The organism is Cupriavidus sp. 22TCCZM01-5, assembly GCF_057798915.1.
The window spans coordinates 19,251-37,983 of the sequence record NZ_JBYOJR010000019.1 but is presented as its reverse complement, the minus strand read 5'-3'; the positions used below and the strand labels follow the sequence as shown (position 1 = coordinate 37,983).

The window sequence follows — 18,733 nt, the reverse complement described above, 5'->3', positions numbered from 1 at the left end:
CCATGAGGCCGCATCGGGCAGTGCAGCGCTCGCAGTGTTCTGACCGCCATCCTTCAAGGAGTCCACGGTGAGCATGCCTGATTTCGACATGGTGCTGTTCGGCGGCACCGGCGACCTGGCCCGGCGCAAGCTGTTGCCATCCCTTTTCGAAGCCCATCATGCCGGGCTGCTGCATCCGCAGGCGCGCATCCTGGCTACGGGCAGCCAGCCGATCAGCCAGCAGGATTACCTGGATTCGCTAGAGCAGGGCGTGCGCCCGGGCCTGGCCCATGCGCCGCCTGACTCATGGGCCGCATTCCTGGCGCGCATCTGCTACGTGCAGGCCGATGCACGCGTGCCGGCGCACTTCGACGCGCTCGCGGAGAAGGTGCTGGCGCGCCATCCTGAAGTGGTGGTGTGCTACCTGGCCACGGCGCCGCACCTGTTCGTGCCGATCTGCGAACAGCTCGCGCGCACCGGGCTGAATACGCCCAATGTGCGCATCGTGCTGGAAAAGCCGCTGGGGCATGACCTCGAATCGTCGGAGGCGATCAACGCCGCCGTGGCGAAGTTCTTCGCCGAGGACCAGATCTATCGCATCGACCACTATCTTGGCAAGGAGTCGGTGCAGAACCTGATGGCGATCCGTTTCGGCAATGCGCTGTTCGAGCCGCTGTGGCGCCGCGAATGGGTCCAGGACGTGCAGATCACCATCGCCGAGGAGCTTGGCGTCGAGACGCGTGGCGATTTCTACGACCGGACCGGCGCGCTGCGCGACATGGTGCAGAACCACCTGCTGCAGCTGCTGTGCATGGTGGCCATGGAGCCGCCGGCGAGCCTGTCGGAAGACGCCATCCGCGACGAGAAGATAAAGATCCTCAAGGCGCTCAAGCCGATCACGCCGCAGCAAGTCGCGGAGAAGACCGTGCGCGGCCAGTACCGCGCCGGGGCCATCGGCGGCAAGCCGGTGGCGGGCTACCTCGACGAGAAGGGCATCGCCGCCGACAGCCGTACCGAGACCTTCGTCGCGATCAAGGCCGAGATCGCCAACTGGCGCTGGGAAGGGGTGCCGTTCTACCTGCGCACCGGCAAGCGCATGCAGTCGCGCGTGGCCGAGATCGTGGTCCATTTCCGCGATGTGCCGCATGCCATCTTTCCGCGCCCGCTGACGCTGTCGCCGCAGAACCGGCTGGTGATCCAGCTGCAGCCGGAAGAGAGCATCCGGCTGTACTTCCTGGTCAAGCAGCCCGGCGACACGCTGGAGCTGACGCCGACCTCGCTCGATCTCGATTTCGCCAACTCGTTCAAGGTGCGCCGCGCCGGCGCCTATGAACGCCTGCTGCTCGACGTGATCCGCGGCCGGCTGGGCCTGTTCGTGCGGCGTGACGAGCAGGTGCAGGCGTGGCGCTGGGTCGAGCCGATCCTCGACACCTGGGAAGAGAGCAACGTGCCGCCCAAGCCGTATACCGCCGGCACGTGGGGCCCGGCCGCCTCGTCGGCGCTGATGTCGCGCGACGACGCGCTGTGGCATGAGGAAGCCTGAGGCGGAGACACGACCATGCGCGATTTCGAACACGCAACGTTGATGGACCAGGCCGAAGCGCTGGCGATCTCGATCGGCCATGCGCTGGACCTGGCGATCCGCGCCAACGGCTGGGCCGTGCTCGCGGTATCGGGCGGACGCTCGCCGGTGCCGATGTTCGAGCGCCTGCGCTACCGGCCCGTGCGCTGGGAGGCGGTGACCGTCACGCTGGTCGACGAGCGCGTGGTGCCGCCGGACCATCCCGACAGCAACAGCGGGCTCGTCCGCGCGCACTTGCTGCGCGAGGCAGCGGCAAGCGCCGCCTTCGTGCCGCTGATCGCCGACGCCGCGGAGGTTGCCGACCCCGAGCGCGCGGTGGCGCGCCTGAACCAGGCGTACCGCCAGCCCGACGTGATCGTCCTGGGCATGGGCGAGGACGGTCATACCGCGTCGCTCTTTCCCGACGCACCGGAGCTGCAAGCCGCGCTGAGCGACCCCACGCCTGGCTACCTGCTCACGCATCCGTCGAGTGCGCCCCATGTCCGCGTAACGCTGAACCTGGCCGCGCTGCTGGCCGCCGAGCGGGCGTTCCTGGCGGTCGCCGGCGCGCAGAAGGCCAAAGTGCTGGACCGCGCCAGGCAGGGTCCCACGCCGGCCTTGCCGGTCAGCATCGTGCTGGCCAACCAGCGGCGCGGCTTCGATATCTTCCGCGCGTGATCGATGCCATGACTGCTCCCGCCGTGCCCGCCGACGACACCTATCCGCGCCTGCTTGGCGACGTGGGTGGCACCAACGTGCGCTTCGCGCTCGAAACCGCGCCGATGCAGATCGGCACGGTGACCGCGCTGAAGGTGGCCGACCATGCGTCGCTGGAGGCGGCCATGCGCCACTACCTCGACGGGCTGCGTGCAGCAGGGGCTGCGCTGCCGCGCTACGCGGCCATCGGCCTGGCCAACCCGGTCACGGGCGACCAGGTGCGCCTGACCAACCACGACTGGGCTTTTTCGATCGAGGCCACGCGGCAGGCGGTGGGCTTGGAGCGGCTGGTGGCCCTCAATGACTTCACGTCGCTGGCGCTGGCCTTGCCTTACCTCGGCGCGAACGATCTTGTGCAAGTGCGGCCTGGCCAGGGCGTGGCCACCGCGCCCCGCGCGTTGGTGGGGCCCGGCACCGGGCTTGGCGTATCGGGACTGGTGCCGTCCGCAGCCGGAGTCGCGGTGGCACTGGCCGGAGAGGGTGGCCATATCGAACTGATGCCGGTGACCGACGACGAATGGATTGCCTGGCACGCCGCGCAACGTACCTTCGGGCGCGTGTCGGCGGAGCGGCTTTTGTCGGGCATGGGCCTGTCGCATATCCATGCCGCGCTGTCCGCAGAAACGGGTACGCCCGTGGCTGCGCCGCTGACGCCGGAGCAGGTCACGGCGGGGGCGTTCGAGCGCCACGATCCGCTCTGCGAGCGCACCATGGCGGTATTCTTCGGCCTGCTCGGCTCGGTCGCGGCGGATGTGGCGCTGGTGCTGGGCGCGCTCGGCGGCGTGTACCTCGGCGGCGGCATCCTGCCGCGCTTCGTGCCGGCGCTGCAGGCGTCCGCGTTCAGCACGCGTTTCGTTGCCAAGGGCCGCTTGCAGGGCTATCTCGACAAGCTGCCGGTGTACGTGATCACCGCCAGCTATCCCGCGCTGCCAGGGCTGGCGCGCGCGCTGGCCGATGCGCTTCATGCCGGCCGGCCACAGACCGGATAAGACATGCGCGTATTGCTGGTGGAAGACGATGCCATGATCGGCGACAGCGTGAAACTCGCGCTGCGCCAGGAAGGGTTTGCCGTGGACTGGGTGCAGGATGGAGAGGCCGGCCTCGCTGCCGCCACCCCCGCGGGCGGGCCGGGAGACGCTGCCTGCTATGACCTGGTCCTGCTCGACCTGGGGCTGCCGCGCCGTTCGGGCCTGGACGTGCTGCGTGCCCTGCGCGCGCGCGGCGTGTCTACGCCGGTGCTGATCCTGACCGCGCGCGACGCGGTGGCGGACCGCGTGGCCGGGCTCAATGCGGGCGCGGACGATTACCTCGTCAAGCCGTTCGACCTGCAGGAACTGGCCGCGCGCATGCACGCGCTGGCGCGCCGCGCCGAAGGACGGGCCGAGCCGGTCCTCAGCTACGGCACCATTTCGCTCAATCCGGCGACACGGGAAGTGACACTGAACGGCGAGCCGGTACGGCTGTCCGCGCGCGAATTCTCGCTGCTGTCGGCGCTGTTGGCGCGCCCGGGCAAGGTCTGGTCGGTGGCGCAGTTGCAGGAGCGCTTGTACGGCTGGGATGACGAAGTGGGCAGCAACACGGTGGAGGTCTATATCCACGCGCTGCGCAAGAAGTTCGGCGCCGCGCTGATCCGCAATATCCGCGGCGTGGGCTATGTCGTGCCGCGGCTCGAAGAGGAAGCAGGACACTGATGCGTTCGATCCAGCGAACCCTGCTGTGGTGGCTGGCCGCCGGCCTGCTCGTCGGCATCGCCATGGCGACCGTGCTGATCTACGGGCAGGCCCGCCAGGAAGCCAATGCCCTGTTCGACTACCAGATGAAGCAGGTCGCGGCCGCGCTGCCGAGCCAGTTCGCCGACCCGGTGGCGCCGCCGTTCCTGGTCGAGGGCGGGGCCGGTGTCGACCTGCTGCACGCGGACGAAGATGTGGTCATCCATATCTGGGACGGCTCGGGCCGCAGCCTGTACCTCTCGCACGCGCATCCGGCCCTGCCGGCGCGGGCGGAACTGGGCTTCTCCAATGTCACGACCGGCGAAGGCGAATGGCGGCTCTACAGCATGCAGCTGGGTCCGGCCGTGGTGCAGATCGCGCAGCCCATGAGCGCGCGGCGCACGCTGGCCGCGCGCATGGCGCTGCGTACCGTGGCGCCGCTGCTGCTCCTGCTGCCGTTGCTGGCCTGGCTGGTATGGATGGCGGTAGGCCGCGGCCTGCGGCCGTTGCGCGAGATCGCCACCGAAGTGCGGGCCCGCGACGCCAGCTCGCTCGCGCCGCTGGCCGTGCGTCCGATGCCTGATGAGATCGCGCCGCTCAGCGCCGCACTCGACCAGCTCCTGGCGCGCCTGTCGCATGCGCTGGACACCCAGCGCGCGTTCGTGGCCGATGCCGCGCACGCGCTGCGTACGCCGCTGGCGGCGTTGCAGCTGCAGGCGCAACTGGTGGAGCGCGCCGAAGATCCGCAGGCCCGGCGCGAAGCGCTCGGCAAGCTGCGCCAGGGCCTGGAGCGCCTGACCCACCTGGTGGCGCAGTTGCTGACGCTGGCGCGCCAGGAACCCGGCGCGGTGACGCTGCCGCACGAGCCGCTGGACTTGCCCGGCGTGGCCGCCGGGGTGGTGGCCGACATGGCGCAGGCCGCGCTCGACCGCGAAATCGACCTGGGGATGGACGCCGACAGCGGCCCCATCCGTATACGCGGCGACGCCGATGCCCTGCGCATCCTGCTGACGAACCTGATCGACAACGCACTGGCGTACATCCCGCGCGGTAGCCGCGTCGACGTGCAGGTCCGGCACCCAACCGGCAGCCACGAGGTGGAACTGGTTGTCAGCGACAACGGGCCGGGCATTCCGGCGGCTGAGCGCGTGCGCGTATTCGATCGCTTCTACCGCTTGCCCGAAGCGCCGACCGGCGGCAGCGGGCTGGGTCTGGCCATCGTCGCCGAGATCGCGCAGTCGCACGGCGCCCGAGTGGCGCTGGAGGATGCGGCGCCGGGACTGCGCGTGCGCGTGACCTTCCCCGCCGCCTGAGCCGGCAGGCGCTTCAGACCGGCGTCAGCAGCGGCTCGCCGGCAAAGTGGCGGCGGGCATTTTCGAGGAACTGGTCCACCGAGGCCTGGATCGCTTCAGGCGACCAGCCGGCCATGTGCGGGGTCAACACCACGTTCGGGCAGTCCAGCAGCACCGTGGGCGGGGCCGGTTCGCTTTCATAGACATCCAGGCCGGCACCGCCGACCGTACCGGCATGCAGCGCCTGCGCGAGCGCGGCAGTGTCGACCACGCTGCCCCGCGCGATATTGACGAGAAAGCCCGACGCACCCAGCGCGGCCAGCACGCCGGCGTTCACCAGGTGGCGCGTGCCGGCGCCGCCGGGCGTTGCGATGACAAGGTAGTCGGCCCACAGCGCCAGCGCCGTCACGCTGTCGAAATAGCGGTACGGCGCGTCGGGACGCGCCATGCGGTTGTGATAGCCGATCTCCAGGTCGAACCCTTCGCCACGCCGCGCGATGCGCCGGCCGATGGTGCCCAGTCCGACGATGCCCATGCGCTTGCCCGAGAAGTTCGGGCGCAGCGGCAGCGCGTCGCGCCAGTGGCCGGCGCGTGTGTCGGTGTCCAGTTGCGGCACCCCGCGCACCGTGGCCAGCAGCAGCGCCATGGCGTGGTCGGCCACGCAGCTGTCATTGGTGCCGGCCCCGTTGGCCACTGCGATGCCGCGGGCGCGCGCATGTTCGCGCGCGATGTTCTCGAAGCCGGCGCCGAGCGCGCAGATGAGCTCCAGCTGCGGCATGGCGTCGATCTCGGCCGCTGTCAGGCCGATCGAGCCGATCGTGAGCACCGCCCGCGTCGTGCCGCCGTGCGTGGCCACGGCGTCGGCGCGCTTGGCGGCGTCTGGCGCGTAGTGCACGGTGAATCGCTCGCCAATGCTGGCGAGGTGTTGGGGCGACATCGGGTTCAGGACAATCAGGACGGGCTTCATGACGGGGAGACTGCAGGAGGACTGCCGCGTGGGGCGGCGACGGCGGAAAAGGCAAAGAGGCGCACATTCTAGCGCCGATGCGCCTTGCGTGCCGGCACGCAGAAACGGGTACGCCTGGCCGGGAATCATGCCCGCAGAAACGGGTACGCACGCAGAAACAGGTACGCTTCGTGGCGTCGCGCGTCAGGGACAGGTGGCGTTTGCGCTTTCCGGCGTAGCGATTTGCGGCTGAAATCCCGGGCGCCATGCCGCTGTTGCCAGGCACGCAGAAACAGGTACGCTTTTGCCGGCGCGTATCATCGAGTTCTCCTTCACTTCCGGAATCCCTGCATGCGCGCGATCGGCAATTTCCTCTGGTTCATCCTTGGCGGCGTCCTCATGGGGCTGGCCTGGTGGCTCGCAGGACTGCTGGCCTTCTGCTCAATCATTGGCATTCCATGGGGCAAGGCCTGCTTCGTGATCGGCAGCTTCACGTTCTTTCCGTTCGGCAAGCAGGCGATCAGCCGGCGCGAACTGAACCAGCGCGACGACATCGGCACCGGCGCACTCGGCATGGTCGGCAACGTGCTGTGGTTCGTCTTTGCAGGGATCTGGCTGGCGATCGGCCATGTCATGTCGGCCATTGCCTGCTTCGTGACCATCATCGGCATTCCGTTCGCCATCCAGCACCTGAAGCTGGCCGGCATCGCGCTGGCACCGATCGGGCAGACCGTGGTGAGCAACGAGGTGGCCGAGGCCGCGCGGCGCGATGGGGCGCGCGCGCACGTGGATGGGCTGAGGCGTTAAGCGTCTTCGGGCTGGTCGTCCCGCGTGGCGTGGGCAACCAGCTTGTCGAGCAGGTTCCCCAGCTGCGCCTGCTCCGCCTCGCTCAGGCAGCCGAAGATTTCGTCGTTGCGCCTGGCGATCATCGCGATGGCCTGGCGATACAGCGGCTTGCCCTGCGGCGTCAGTGCCAGCACCACGCCGCGGCCATCGGCCGCGCTCGCGGACTTGCTGACCAGTCCGCGCTCCACCAGCGCCTGCGCCGAACGGCTGGCCTGGCCCTTGGTCAGGTTGGCTTTCTGCGCGAGCGCATTGACTGACAGCGGCGCGAACGCGCCGATGGCGGCCAGGCAGCGGCCTTCGCTGAGCAGCAGGCCGCACTGCTCAAGGTAGGCGTAGGCGCTGTCCTTGTCGCTGAGCTTGTTGACCTGGTGCAGGCGGTAGGTCAGGAACTGGTCCAGGCGGGGCAGGGCTTTCATATCGGATCCGGGCAGGGAAACGGGACTTTACACCCGCGCCTCGGCCGTTTCGATCAGGTCGAGCACCGGGGCCAGTGCGTCCTGGCGGCTTATCAGGCCCAGGCAGACCATGGCGAGCAGCAGCGGCGCCTTGTCCTGGCCGACACCGGCCATGGCTTCGCAGAGGCGGGTGTAGGCGAGGTCGAGTTCTTCAGCTTGCACGGCGGGCTCTGTCAGCGGGGGTTTGCAGGAAGCGGGCGAGGACGGTGCGGAGCGGCTCCGGTTGCGGAGCGCGCCAGCGCGCCAGCACATAGCCGTCCGGACGGATCACGTACAGCGTGCCGGCTTGCGCGCCATAGCGCGCGAAGGCGTGGCCGTCGAGATCAGCCAATGCGCCGGGCTGCGGCGCACCGCCGGCGGGAACGATCACGCGAAGCTGCAGGTTCGTGGCATGCGCCTGCACCAGGGCCGTCAGTTCGTCCGGCACGGGCGCACCATCGCCGAACCACAGCAGCGTGAAGCATTGGCCGAAGCTTGCAGTCAGGTGCCCTTCACTCAGGCGCGCTTCCGGCGCGGGCATGCCCGGCGCCGCGCCGGGGCAGTCGTCGCCGAAGTCGGTCGGGCCGTTGAGCGCCGAGCCTGTATAGGCGATGGGTGCCGACTGGCGCGGGTTGATCAGCGAGCGTACCGCGGGTTGATCGAGCGCGAGGCGCAGCGTGGCCTCGCGCATCAGGCTGAAGGCGAAGTTGGGCGGCGCCATGAACTCTGTGCTCTTGGCACCGTAGGCGATGTTCTGCCGCGTGGCATGGACACGCTCGGTCGAGTAGGAATCGAGCAGCGCGGCGTCGGCGCGGCCATGGATGACCCAGGCGAGCTTCCAGGCGAGGTTGCCGGCATCGTCCAGTCCGGAATTGAGCCCGCGCACACCGAAGATCGGCACCAGGTGTGCCGCATCGCCTGCGAACAGCACGCGGCCGTGCCGGTACGCATCGAGCGTCAGGCACTTGGCGTTGTAGATCGAGATCCACAGCGGTTCCCACGGCTCGGTCTCGCCGATCATGTCGAGGTGGCTCTGCACGCGCGGCAGCACGTTCTCGGGTTTGACGGCTTCGACCGGATCCTCATCGTCGCGGATCTGGTAGTCGATGCGCCAGACGTCGTCGGGCTGGCGGTGCATCAGGATGGTCGAGCCGGGATTCGACGGCGGATCGAACCACGCCAGCCGCTCGACGTCGCGCCGCGTCTTCTGCACGATATCGACGATCACGTAGCGCCCTTCATACTGCGTGCCTTCCATGCGCAGGCCAAGCTGTTCGCGCACGGTGCTGCGGCCGCCGTCGCAGGCCACCAGCCACCGGGCGCGGACCTGCCGGATGCCCTGCGCGGTCTCGATGTCCACGCTGACACCGTCGGCGTCCTGGCGCACGGCCGCCACGCGCGCGCCGAAGCGCACGTCGGCGAGCGGGCCGCAGGCCAGCGCGGCCTGGTGGGCGAAGGCCTCCAGGTAGTACTGCTGGATGTTGACCATCGGCGCGAAGCGCTCGCCGGGTTCGCTCGGCATGCTGAAGTGCAGCACTTCGGTATCGCGGTAGTAGCTGCGTCCGCCGACCCAGGGCAGGCCCTTGCCGACAGTGGCCTGGTCGGCGCCCACCCAGCCGAGGATCTCCAGCGAGCGGCGCGACATGCAGATGGCGCGGCTGCCCGCGCAGTAGCCGTCGTCGGCCTCCACCACGAGCGAGGCGATGCCTTGCCGCGCGAGCAGGGCGCTCAGCGCAAGGCCAACCGGGCCGCCACCGGCGATCAGCACCGGTACGGAAGACGGCCACGGCCGCGCTTCGACGGCGGGCGGCGCGGGCATTGCCGCGCTGGCAGGGGCGGATAGGTCTGGCATGGACAAGCTCTGCGATGTAGTTGTGTGCGCAACTATATCGACAAAATAGTTGCGCACGAAACTAGTGTAAACCCCGGCGAACCGGTCTCTCGCCTATGCTTTGCCTGAAGCACTTGTCCGGCAACCCGCCCGTCCACCATGCCTTCCGCCCCATCAGAAGCCGCTCCCCGCCTGCCCTGGCTGCCCGCGCCCGGAAGCTGGCAATACCACCTGCTGCTCGGCGCGGCGGGCATGCTGGTGCTTGGGCCGCTGGGCGGGATCGCCGCGGCCTACATGAACTTCTCGCTCGGCTTCTTCGTGGGCGGGCAGGTGCTGGCCGGCATCCTTGGCTCGGTGGTGACCTGCGGCTACGGGGCCGCGGGCCGGCACGGCGCCAACTACATCCAGACCGCGGCGGCATCGGTGGCCGGCATGAGCGGCATGGCCGTGGTGATCCAGGCGATGAGCTGGCTCGGGCTGGCGCAGCCGCCGCTGTGGCAGCTGATGGCATACATGCTGTGCATCGGCATGTATGGCGTCGGCGTCGGCATGCTCTATACGCCGCTGCTGGTCGACCGCATGCAGCTGACCTTTCCGTCCGGCCTGGCGGTGGCCAATATCCTGCGCGCGCTGACCGATCCGCTGCTGTTGCGCCGTTCCGTGTCGCGCCTGGCCGGGGGCATGGCGGTGGGGCTGGCCAGCGGCCTCTGGGTGGCCCGGCTGGCGCCGCTGGCGGCGCTCGATGTGTCGGCCTCGACCATGGGGGCCGGGATGATCGTGGGCGCGCGCATCGGCATCGCGGCCTTGACAGGTGGCCTCGCGGGCTGGGCCATGACGCCATACTTTGTCTCGATCGGCTGGCTGGCGCCGGGCGAGCCGTTTCGCAAGATCACTTTCCTGATTGCGCTGGGCATGATCATGGGCGCGGCCGTGGTCGACGTCTCGCTGCTGCTGGCACGTGCGTGGCGACAGTGGCGCAGCGCAGCGGCGCCCGCGGCGCGGCAAGCCAGCGGGCCCGGCATGCGCTGGGTGGCGGCATGGGTGCTGCTTTGGGGCGCGGCAGTGGTGGTTGCGGGCGTGGCCTGGTTCGGGCAGCCGCTTGGCTTCCAGCTGATGGCAGTGCTGCTGGTGCTGGTGTTCGCGCTGGTCAACGGCATTTCGGTAGGCATGGTGGACCAGAACCCGATCTCGTCGGCGTTCGTGCTGTGCGTGATCCTGATGGCGGCAGCGGGGCTGCGCGCGCCGCATGTCGGCCTGATCGCCGCGACAGTGCTGCTGGTGTCCACGGCCGAGGCCTGCGACATGCAACAGGACCGTTCCACCGGCTGGCGCCTCGGCAGCAGCCGCATGGTGCAGTTCGGCTACCAGGTGGCCGGGATCATCGTCGGCGCGCTGCTGGCCGTGGCGCTCGCGCGGCTGTTCCTGCAGGCCTATCCGGTGCTGGCGCTGGACCAGACCACGCTCGCGGCCGACCAGCAGCCGGCGCGCTGGACCTCCGCGATGACCTACAAGATTGTCGGCGTGCTGCGCGGGCTGGCCGAAGCGCGTGGCTACCAGCACCTTGCCGTCGTCATCGGGTTGGCGATTGGCCTGGTGACGGAAGTGCTGCGCAAGGCGCTGCGCGCGCATGCAGGGTACCAGCGCTTTGCGCGGTCGGGCAGAACGGGCGGGGCGGTCGATTTCGCGCTGGACGCCGTGCTGCTGCCCTCTCCCTACGCCTCGTCGTTCGGCGGATTCGTCAATCTGCCCGCCGCGGCGTGGATGGCGGCGGGCGGCCTTGTGGCGGGCCTCACCGCGCGGTTCGGCCCGCGCGGCCCCAGCCGGTCCATGCCCGAGGACATGAGCACCGCTTCGCTGGTCGGCGGCGGGATGATCGCCGGCGACGCGCTTGCAGCCCTCATCACCGGCGTGGCAGGCCTGCTAATGATCACACGGGCCTGAGTGTCAAATTTTATTGACGCATCTGTCCAATATCTGATGGATTGTCAAACCAGGTGGCGCGCGTACCATTGCGCCCATACTGTCGAACTGGCTTGACTGGAGAACCGCCATGGCCCTTGACCAAGAATCCTTCGCCCTGCTGCGCGCTTCGGTGCAGCGCTTCATCGACGAACGCCTGAAGCCGGCCGAAGACACGCTCGAAGAGATCGACGACGTGCCGGCCGACATCGTCGCCGACATGAAGGAAATGGGCCTGTTCGGCATCTCCATTCCGGAAAACTACGGCGGCATCGGCCTGTCGATGTCGCAGGAATGCGATGTAGTGTACGACCTGGGCCACACCGCCTTCGCATTCCGTTCGGTGTTCGGCACCAATGTCGGCATCGGCTCGCAGGGCATCCTCATGGATGGCACCGAAGCGCAGAAGCAGGCTTACCTGCCGAAGATCGCCAGCGGCGAGCTGATCATCTCGTTCGCGCTGACCGAGCCGAACGCCGGTTCCGATGCGGCTTCGCTGCAGACCAAGGCGGAGCTCGATGGTGACCACTATGTCATCAACGGCACCAAGCGCTTCATCACCAACGCGCCACGCGCGGGCGCCTTCACGCTGATGGCGCGTACGGGCGGCCCCGGTGCGTCGGGCATCTCGTCGTTCATCGTGCCGGCCGACACCCCGGGCATCTCGCTGGGCAAGCCGGACAAGAAGATGGGCCAGCGCGGCACCAAGACCTGCGACGTGGTGCTGGAGAATGCGCGCGTGCCGGCCGCCAACATCATCGGCGGCGTGCCCGGCGTCGGTTTCAAGACCGCGATGAAAGTGCTCGACCGCGGCCGCCTGCACCTTTCGGCACTGGCTTGCGGCATGGCGCACCGCCTGATCACCGACGCCGTGGCCTATGCCAAGGAACGCAAGCAGTTCGGCAAGCCGATCGGCGACTTCCAGCTGATCCAGGGCATGCTGGCCGACAGCCAGGCCGAGCTGTACGCGGGCTTGTCGATGATGCGCGACTGCGCGCAGCGCTATGACGCCAAGCCGGCCGGCAAGAGCGATCCCGAAGTCAGCATGCTGGCCTCGTGCACCAAGATGTTCTGTACCGAAATGGTGGGCCGCATTGCCGACCGCGCGGTGCAGATCCATGGCGGCGCCGGCTACATCGCCGAGTACAAGGCCGAGCGCTTCTATCGCGACGTGCGCCTGCTGCGCCTGTACGAAGGCACCACGCAGATCCAGCAGCTCATCATTGCCAAGCACCTGCTGCGCGACTGATGGCAGTCACGGCAGCGGGACGCGACATGGGCAGCCTTCCGGATGGCCGCGGCGCGCGTCGCCTGCGTGCCGTGGTGGCCACCTACCGGCCGGACTTCCCGGCTTACACGCTGGCGGTGTCGCCAGCCGAGCTGATGGCGCTCAGCGCCATGCCCGGCGACCTGGCGGCAGCGCGCGATCCGCGCGCGCATGCGCACCTGGAACGCCTGCGTGAAGACGTGCACGACAGCGGCATCGCCCTGCCCGGGGCGATCGTGGTGGCGGTCAGCGGCGGGCGCATGCATTGCGAATGCGACCACCTGTATGCGCTGGAAATGCGGCCGCAGGCCGGGGACCGCCTTATCGTGATCGACGGCAATGAGCGCCTGCTGGCACTCGCCCATGGCGAGCGGCGCCACTGCCAGACGCTGGTGTCGGCGGTGTTATGGCACACCGCGCTGCAGCTGGCGGGAACCTCCGGCGCAGCCGCAGCCCACGACGTGGCAGGCAGCGCGCTGGCGCAGTCGGCCGCCGCGCGCTGGGCCAATGCCGCGCGCATCTCGCACTGAACACGCCCGGAACGCCATAAAGGAAACATGCCGCCAATTCCAATTGGCGGCATGCCTGTTTTTGGGGGATTCGGATCCGGCGGGATCCGGCGCCCGGGCCTTATTCGGCGGGCCAGACGCTGTCCACGTCCCGCAGCAGGTGTCCGGCAAGAATGTAGTCGCCGAGCCGCGTGGCCTTGGCTTCGAGGTCGAGCAATTCGTGGTCCGTCAGCGTGCCGAGGTCAAACTGACAGTAAAGGTTACGTTGCCGGAACGTTGGCTTGACCTTGGCGAGGCCCTCGATCAGCGCTTCGCGCGAGCGTACGGCGACACTTTCCTGGCCGCGATACTGCACCTTGATGCCGCGCTTTTCCCCGAGCCTGCCGAGTTCGACGGCGTCCTGCCATCCGGTCTCGTAGTCCAGCTCCAGCGCCAGCACTCCTTCCGCGGCGAGAAGCCGGAGCGCCTCCGCCTTGCTGCCAGCCCGCACGTTTGACATCCACACCTCTTGTCTCTACTTATACTGTACGAATATACAGTCAACGCCAGGGCACGGCAAGGGGCGTGCCTGGTTCCGGCGCCCGGATGCCGGCGCGTCGGCCCATTCTGGCCTGTCTCCTTTTCGCTTGCGTGACAGTGGCTATGGACGCGCGGCCGGCGCCTCGCCCGCTGCGGCCCCGTCGGGAGCCGGTACAGTACCGAAATCTCCCGCGTAGACCTGCGACAGCCCGGACGGTCGCACGTACTTGCGGATCACGGCGTTGACCGCTTCGGGCGTGGCTGCGCGCAGGCGTGCCTCCAGCTCCTCGGTGTAGGCCATGGTGCGGCCCAGGTAAAGCTGGTTGGCCAGCGCGTCGGCCAGAGCGCTGTCGCTGCTGCGGCTGACCATGCCCTGCTGCAGGATGCCGCTGACGGCTTCGGACAGTTCAGGGGCGCTGATGCCGTCGCGCACGAAGCGCTCCAGTTCCTCGGCCACGGCACGCTGCAGGCGTTCCAGGTTCCGCGGGGCATATTGCGCCTGCAGGCCGAAGCGGCCGGCGCGGTCCAGCGCACCCACATTGACCCAGCTCGATGCGCCATAGCTGAGCCCCTCCTTCTGCCGCAGGCGGTCGGCCAGGCGGCTGCGCAGCGAGCCGCCGCCGAACACGCGGTTGGCGATCAGCATCAGCGCGTAGTCGGGTTGGTCACTGGTCAGGTCGATCGGCTCGGCTGCCAGGTAGACCGCGTTGGCCTTGCCGGGCGTGGCCAGTGTGAAGTCCGCCGCGGCAATTGGCACGAAGGGCCTGTCCACGCGCGTAAACGGCTGCTGCGCGCGCCAGTCGCCGAACAGCTCGCCCGCCTGGGCGGTGGCCGCGTCGGCGTCGAAGTCGCCCACCAGGCTGAGCTGCGCATTGGCGGCGCCATAGAAGCGCGCGTGGAAATCGCGCACCTGGTCCAGCGTGGCGGCCTTGAGCGCGGCAATGCTCTCGTCGAAGGTGGACGCGTGGCGCGGGTCGCCGGCGGGGTAGGGATCGCCATGGCGGCCCAGCGCGTCGGAGGCCATCACGCCCGGCTGCCGGCGCACGCTTTCGATCTCGGCAATGGTGGTGTTGCGCAGCGTATCGAACTCGGCCTGCGGGAAGCTTGGCGTGCGCAGCATGTCGCGCACCAGCGCCAGCAGTTCGGGCAGTTGCTCGCGCCGGGTCTCGAAGCTTACGGTGACGCGCTCGGAGCCGCCCGAGATCATGACGCGCGCACGCAGGGCTTCGATGCGGTCGGCAAGCTGCAGGCGGTCCATGGTGCCGGTACCGCGCTTGAGCATCGATGCCGTCAGGCTGCCCACCGTGGTCAGGCCCTGCAGGCTCTGCACATCGCCCATGCGCAGGATCAGCGTGCCATTGACCACGCTGCCGCGCGTGGGCTTGGGCAGCAGCGCCAGCTGCATGCCGTTGGCAAGGGTCTGGCGCCGCGTATGGGCTTCGATATTGGCCGGGCTCGGGTCAAACGCCGGCACTGCCGCCAGCGCCGGCTTGCCCTGGTAGCCGCGCACCTGCGAGGCCACGTCCGGAGTCTCGGGAATCTGCGCACGCGGCGGCTTGTCCTGCGGCAGGAACAGCCCGACCGTGCGGTTCGACGCCTGGAAGTAATTGAGCGCGACGCGCTGCACGTCTTCGAGCGTCACGGTCTCGATGCGGTCGCGTGCGATCAGGAACAGGCGCCAGTCGCCCTTGGCAATGGCCTCCGACAGCGCAATGCCGAGCGCGCCCGGGTCGTTCATGTAGTGCTCGTAGGCATTGCGCATGCGCACGCGCGCACGTTCCAGCTCTTCGGGCGTGACCGGCGCTTCGGCGAAGCCCTCGACCTGCGTGATCAGCGCCGCGCGTGCCGGCGCCATCGGCTGGTCCTTCGCGGTTTCGGCCATGAACAGCAGCGTGCCCGGGTCTTTCATCGCGCTGAACGAGGTGCCGATCGAGGTGGCCTTCTTCTGTTCCACCAGCGCCTTGTACAGGCGCCCGCCGGGCGTGTCGCCAAGGATGATGGTCAGCATCGACAGCGCTGTCGCGTCGGGGTGGGCACCGGGGCTGACGTGGTACTGCGCCGCTACCAGCCCGCTGTCGCCGGGCCGCATCACGACCAGTTCTTTCGCGCCTTCCTGCGCTGGCTCCACGGTATGCTCGGGTGGCAACACGCGCGCCGGGCGCGCGATCGGGCCGAAATAGCGCTCGATGCGCGCGAGCGTCCAGGCCGGATCGAACTTGCCGGCCACCACCAGCACCGCGTTGTCGGGCTGGTAGTAGCGGCGGTAGAACGCGCGCAGGTTGTCGATGCTGACCTGCTCCACGTCGCTGCGCGCGCCGATCGGCGCCTTGCCATAGTTATGCCAGCGGTACGAGGCGGCCATCATCTGCTGGATCAGCATGCGGGCGGGACTGTTCTCGCCCATCTCCATCTCGTTGCGCACCACGGTCATCTCGCTGTCCAGGTCCGCGCGCGAGATGAAGCTGTTGACCATGCGGTCCGACTCCATGCGCAGCGCCCAGTCGAGGTTGTCGTCGCTGGCGGTGAAGGTCTCGAAATAGTTGGTGCGGTCCTGTGCCGTGGTCCCGTTGGAGGACATGCCGCGCCGCGCGAACTCGGTCGGGATGGCCTTGCCCGGCAGCGCAGGCGTGCCCTTGAACAGCAAGTGTTCGAGCAGGTGCGCCATGCCGGTTTCGCCGTAGTTCTCGTGGCGGCTGCCGACCAGGTAGGTCATGTTGACCGTGGTGGTCGGCTTGGCCGCATCGGGCGCCAGCACGATGCGCAGGCCGTTGGGGAGCCGGAACTCGGTGATGCCCTCGACCGAGGTGACCTCGGCCGCGCTTGCGCCCGCCTGCGCCAAAGCGGCCGAAGCCACCGGCGCCGCCGTGGCCGCCGCCGGCAGGCCCAGCCATAGCAGGCCCGCGAGCGCGAGCGAGCAGGTCAGCGGGAGCGGTTTGGCTGGGCGCATGGAATCTCCGGGAAACATCGCAGGCTGGTGATTCTAGCCGGACTCCGTGGCTCAGACTGTGCACCATGGCACGGTCGCTGGCCACAGGGGAATGTCCGAATCCGGCGGGTGCGCGCGTGCCCGAAGCGGTAGCATGCCTGCATGGAACTCGATCCCGATACCTGCTACAAGGCCGTGGCCTCGCACGACCGGCGCTTCGACGGCCGCTTCTTCGTCGGCGTGTCATCCACGGGCATCTATTGCCGGCCCGTGTGCGCGGTGCGTACCCCGAAACGCGAGAACTGCACCTTCTACGAAAGCGCCGCAGCGGCGGAAAAGCAAGGCTTCCGTCCGTGCCTGCGCTGCCGTCCCGAACTGGCGCCCGGGCACGGGCTGGCCGATCTTTCCGGCCGTCTCGCGCAGGCCGCCGCCACGCTGATCGACGAGGGCTTCATGGCCGATGCCGGCGTGGCCGCGCTGGCCGCGCGCATCGGCGTGACCGAACGCCACCTGCACCGCCTGTTCACCGCGCAGTTCGGCGTATCGGTGCTGGAGTACGTGCAGACGCAGCGCCTGTTGCTGGCCAAGCGGCTGTTGACGGACACCGTGCTGCCCGTGACCGAAGTGGCGCTGGCAGCGGGTTTCGGCAGCGTGCGGCGCTTCAACGACGTGCTGCGCACCCGCTACGGCCTGACGCCGATGGCCTTGCGCAAGCGCACGTCCGAAGGCGTGGCCGACCGGCTGGTATTCGAGCTGGGCTACCGGCCGCCGCTGGCGTGGGAGGCGCTGCTGGGTTTCCTGGCCGTGCGCGCGGTGGATGGCATCGAACAAGTGCGCGATGGCGCCTATGCCCGCACGCTCGCGGTGGAAAGCGGCGGCGTCGCGCACCGCGGCTGGCTGCGGCTGGATCATGTGCCCGGGCGGATGGTGCTGCGCGTCACCGTGTCGGCCTCGCTCGCGCGCGTGATTCCGCAGACCCTGGGCAAGGTGCGGCGCCTGTGCGACCTGGGCTGCCGGCCCGACATCGTCGACCGCCATCTTGGCGAGCTGGCTGGCGACGTGCCGGGCATGCGCCTGCCGGGCAGTGTCGACGGCTTCGAGATCGCGGTACGCGCCGTGATCGGCCAGGTGATTCCTGTGGTGCAGGCACGGCGCATCCTGGCACGGCTGGCGCAGGTGGCGGGAGAGGCCTTGCCGGCGCCGGCCATGCCCATCGGCGGGTGCGTGCCGTTGCAGCATGGCTTTCCGTCGGCCGCAGCGCTGGCCGCGCTGTCCGATGCAGCCCTGGCCGGCGCAGGCGTGTCGCCGGGCAAGGCGCGCACGCTGCGCGCGCTCGCGCAGCGGGTCGCCAGTGGTGCCTTGCCGCTGGAGCCGCACACGGCGCCCGAACAGACCGTGGCCGCGCTGCGCGAGATCGACGGGATCGGCGACTGGACCGCGCAGTACGTCGCCATGCGCGCGCTAGGGTGGCCCGACGCGTTCCCGGGTACCGACTACGCGCTGCGAAGGGTGCTCGGCGTGAATACCGTACGCGCCATGCAGGCACGCACCGCGCAATGGGCGCCATGGCGCGCGTACGCGGCCGTCCACCTGTGGCATCGCTATGAAGCGATGAAAGCGCAGGGCGATGGCGCGGTGATACCTTTGCCGGACATGACTCCTGCCAATTCCGATACCGAGGTGACGACATGACCAGCTACCGCCTGATCGACAGCCCGCTCGGGGCCATGCTGCTGCGCGCGGATGGCAGCTTCCTGACGGGCGTCTATTTCGAGGGGCAGAAGTACTATCCGCGCGACGCGCAGCCCGGGGCAACGCCCGCAAGCGCCGGGCGCGTGTTCGACGAGACGGCCGCGCAGATCGCGGCCTACTTCGACGGCACGCTCGAAGCGTTCTCCGTGCCGATGCGGCCGGCTGGCACCGCCTTCCAGCTACGTGTATGGGAGGCGCTGCGCACCATTCCGTTCGGCGCGACGGTGTCCTACGGCCAGCTGACGCGGCAGCTCGAACTGCCGCATGGCCACGTGCGGGCAGTCGGCGGCGCGGTGGGGCGCAATCCGCTGTCGGTGATCGTGCCGTGCCACCGCGTGCTGGGCGCGGACGGCGACCTGACCGGGTATGCCGGCGGTACCGACCGCAAGCGCGCCTTGCTGCGGCTCGAAAGCCACGCTGCGGCGGCACGCCTGCCGATCATGCAGCAGTCGGCGCTCGCCCTCGCCTAGCGCGGCAGCGCAGCCG

General features: G+C 69.1%; 17 protein-coding genes. 11 read left to right on the top strand and 6 right to left on the bottom strand.

Annotated features, from left to right (window positions below; translation table 11 throughout):
* Nucleotides 1–73 precede the first annotated feature (73 nt).
* Genes zwf through AC3FNH_RS18315 form a run of 5 tightly spaced genes read left to right on the top strand, consistent with a single transcriptional unit; the run spans nt 74 to nt 5,279 of the window.
* Nucleotides 74–1,522: a glucose-6-phosphate dehydrogenase gene (zwf, locus tag AC3FNH_RS18335; protein ID WP_488721142.1), complete on the top strand. Its 1,449-nt coding sequence runs from the start codon at nt 74–76 to the stop codon at nt 1,520–1,522.
* Nucleotides 1,523–1,537: 15 nt separating this feature from the next.
* Nucleotides 1,538–2,218, top strand: a complete 681-nt coding sequence (gene pgl, locus AC3FNH_RS18330; RefSeq protein WP_488721096.1) for a 6-phosphogluconolactonase — start codon at nt 1,538–1,540, stop codon at nt 2,216–2,218.
* Nucleotides 2,219–2,226: 8 nt separating this feature from the next.
* Nucleotides 2,227–3,246 carry a glucokinase gene (locus AC3FNH_RS18325; protein WP_488721095.1) on the top strand — a complete coding sequence of 340 codons (1,020 nt, stop codon included), beginning with the start codon at nt 2,227–2,229 and terminating at the stop codon, nt 3,244–3,246.
* A gap of 3 nt (nt 3,247–3,249) precedes the next feature.
* On the top strand, nt 3,250–3,948 hold the full coding sequence (locus AC3FNH_RS18320; protein WP_276102609.1) for a response regulator: 699 nt from the start codon (nt 3,250–3,252) through the stop codon (nt 3,946–3,948).
* The gene (locus AC3FNH_RS18315) at nt 3,948–5,279 is read left to right on the top strand and encodes a sensor histidine kinase (protein ID WP_276102608.1); all 1,332 of its coding nucleotides are present in this window, start codon (nt 3,948–3,950) and stop codon (nt 5,277–5,279) included. Before AC3FNH_RS18320 ends, AC3FNH_RS18315 begins: the two co-directional genes overlap by 1 nt.
* 13 nt (nt 5,280–5,292) lie before the next feature.
* On the opposite strand, the gene AC3FNH_RS18310 is transcribed toward AC3FNH_RS18315, so the two are convergent.
* Nucleotides 5,293–6,225 carry a 2-hydroxyacid dehydrogenase gene (locus tag AC3FNH_RS18310; RefSeq protein WP_276102607.1) on the bottom strand — a complete coding sequence of 311 codons (933 nt, stop codon included), beginning with the start codon at nt 6,223–6,225 and terminating at the stop codon, nt 5,293–5,295.
* Between the two features lie 330 nt (nt 6,226–6,555).
* Between AC3FNH_RS18310 and AC3FNH_RS18305 the strand changes: the two genes are divergently transcribed.
* Nucleotides 6,556–7,011, top strand: coding sequence for a YccF domain-containing protein (locus AC3FNH_RS18305; protein ID WP_276102606.1), 456 nt, complete (start codon nt 6,556–6,558; stop codon nt 7,009–7,011).
* Here AC3FNH_RS18305 and AC3FNH_RS18300 read toward each other — a convergent pair.
* Genes AC3FNH_RS18300 through AC3FNH_RS18290 form a run of 3 tightly spaced genes read right to left on the bottom strand, consistent with a single transcriptional unit; the run spans nt 7,008 to nt 9,336 of the window.
* Nucleotides 7,008–7,466, bottom strand: a complete 459-nt coding sequence (locus AC3FNH_RS18300) for a MarR family winged helix-turn-helix transcriptional regulator (RefSeq protein ID WP_488721094.1) — start codon at nt 7,464–7,466, stop codon at nt 7,008–7,010. The genes AC3FNH_RS18305 and AC3FNH_RS18300 overlap by 4 nt on opposite strands.
* A gap of 27 nt (nt 7,467–7,493) precedes the next feature.
* Nucleotides 7,494–7,667 carry a hypothetical protein gene (locus AC3FNH_RS18295; protein ID WP_488721093.1) on the bottom strand — a complete coding sequence of 58 codons (174 nt, stop codon included), beginning with the start codon at nt 7,665–7,667 and terminating at the stop codon, nt 7,494–7,496.
* Nucleotides 7,657–9,336: an FAD-dependent oxidoreductase gene (locus tag AC3FNH_RS18290; protein WP_488721092.1), complete on the bottom strand. Its 1,680-nt coding sequence runs from the start codon at nt 9,334–9,336 to the stop codon at nt 7,657–7,659. The genes AC3FNH_RS18295 and AC3FNH_RS18290 overlap by 11 nt, the downstream gene beginning before the upstream one ends.
* Before the next feature lie 138 nt (nt 9,337–9,474).
* On the opposite strand from AC3FNH_RS18290, the gene AC3FNH_RS18285 reads away from it, so the two are divergent.
* From AC3FNH_RS18285 to AC3FNH_RS18275, 3 genes are all read left to right on the top strand, one after another.
* Entirely contained in the window at nt 9,475–11,256 is a 1,782-nt protein-coding gene (locus AC3FNH_RS18285; protein WP_488721091.1) for an OPT/YSL family transporter, read from the top strand.
* Nucleotides 11,257–11,365: 109 nt separating this feature from the next.
* The gene (locus AC3FNH_RS18280; RefSeq protein ID WP_488721090.1) at nt 11,366–12,523 is read left to right on the top strand and encodes an acyl-CoA dehydrogenase family protein; all 1,158 of its coding nucleotides are present in this window, start codon (nt 11,366–11,368) and stop codon (nt 12,521–12,523) included.
* Between the two features lie 26 nt (nt 12,524–12,549).
* Nucleotides 12,550–13,071: a hypothetical protein gene (locus AC3FNH_RS18275; RefSeq protein WP_488721089.1), complete on the top strand. Its 522-nt coding sequence runs from the start codon at nt 12,550–12,552 to the stop codon at nt 13,069–13,071.
* A 100-nt stretch (nt 13,072–13,171) separates the two neighbouring features.
* Here the strand turns inward: AC3FNH_RS18275 and AC3FNH_RS18270 are convergent, their stop codons facing one another.
* Both AC3FNH_RS18270 and AC3FNH_RS18265 read right to left on the bottom strand, forming a co-directional pair.
* A complete protein-coding gene (locus tag AC3FNH_RS18270) occupies nt 13,172–13,549 on the bottom strand; it encodes a PHA-granule associated protein 4 (protein WP_276102600.1) in 378 nt (125 codons plus the stop codon).
* Between the two features lie 141 nt (nt 13,550–13,690).
* Complete coding sequence (locus tag AC3FNH_RS18265) at nt 13,691–16,516, bottom strand: M16 family metallopeptidase (protein ID WP_488721088.1); 2,826 nt, start codon at nt 16,514–16,516, stop codon at nt 13,691–13,693.
* A gap of 141 nt (nt 16,517–16,657) precedes the next feature.
* On the opposite strand from AC3FNH_RS18265, the gene AC3FNH_RS18260 reads away from it, so the two are divergent.
* A complete protein-coding gene (locus tag AC3FNH_RS18260; RefSeq protein WP_488721087.1) occupies nt 16,658–18,187 on the top strand; it encodes a DNA-3-methyladenine glycosylase 2 family protein in 1,530 nt (509 codons plus the stop codon).
* Nucleotides 18,184–18,717 (top strand): methylated-DNA--[protein]-cysteine S-methyltransferase, encoded by a 534-nt coding sequence (locus AC3FNH_RS18255; protein WP_488721086.1) that lies wholly within the window; start codon nt 18,184–18,186, stop codon nt 18,715–18,717. The genes AC3FNH_RS18260 and AC3FNH_RS18255 overlap by 4 nt, the downstream gene beginning before the upstream one ends.
* Nucleotides 18,718–18,733 lie beyond the last annotated feature (16 nt).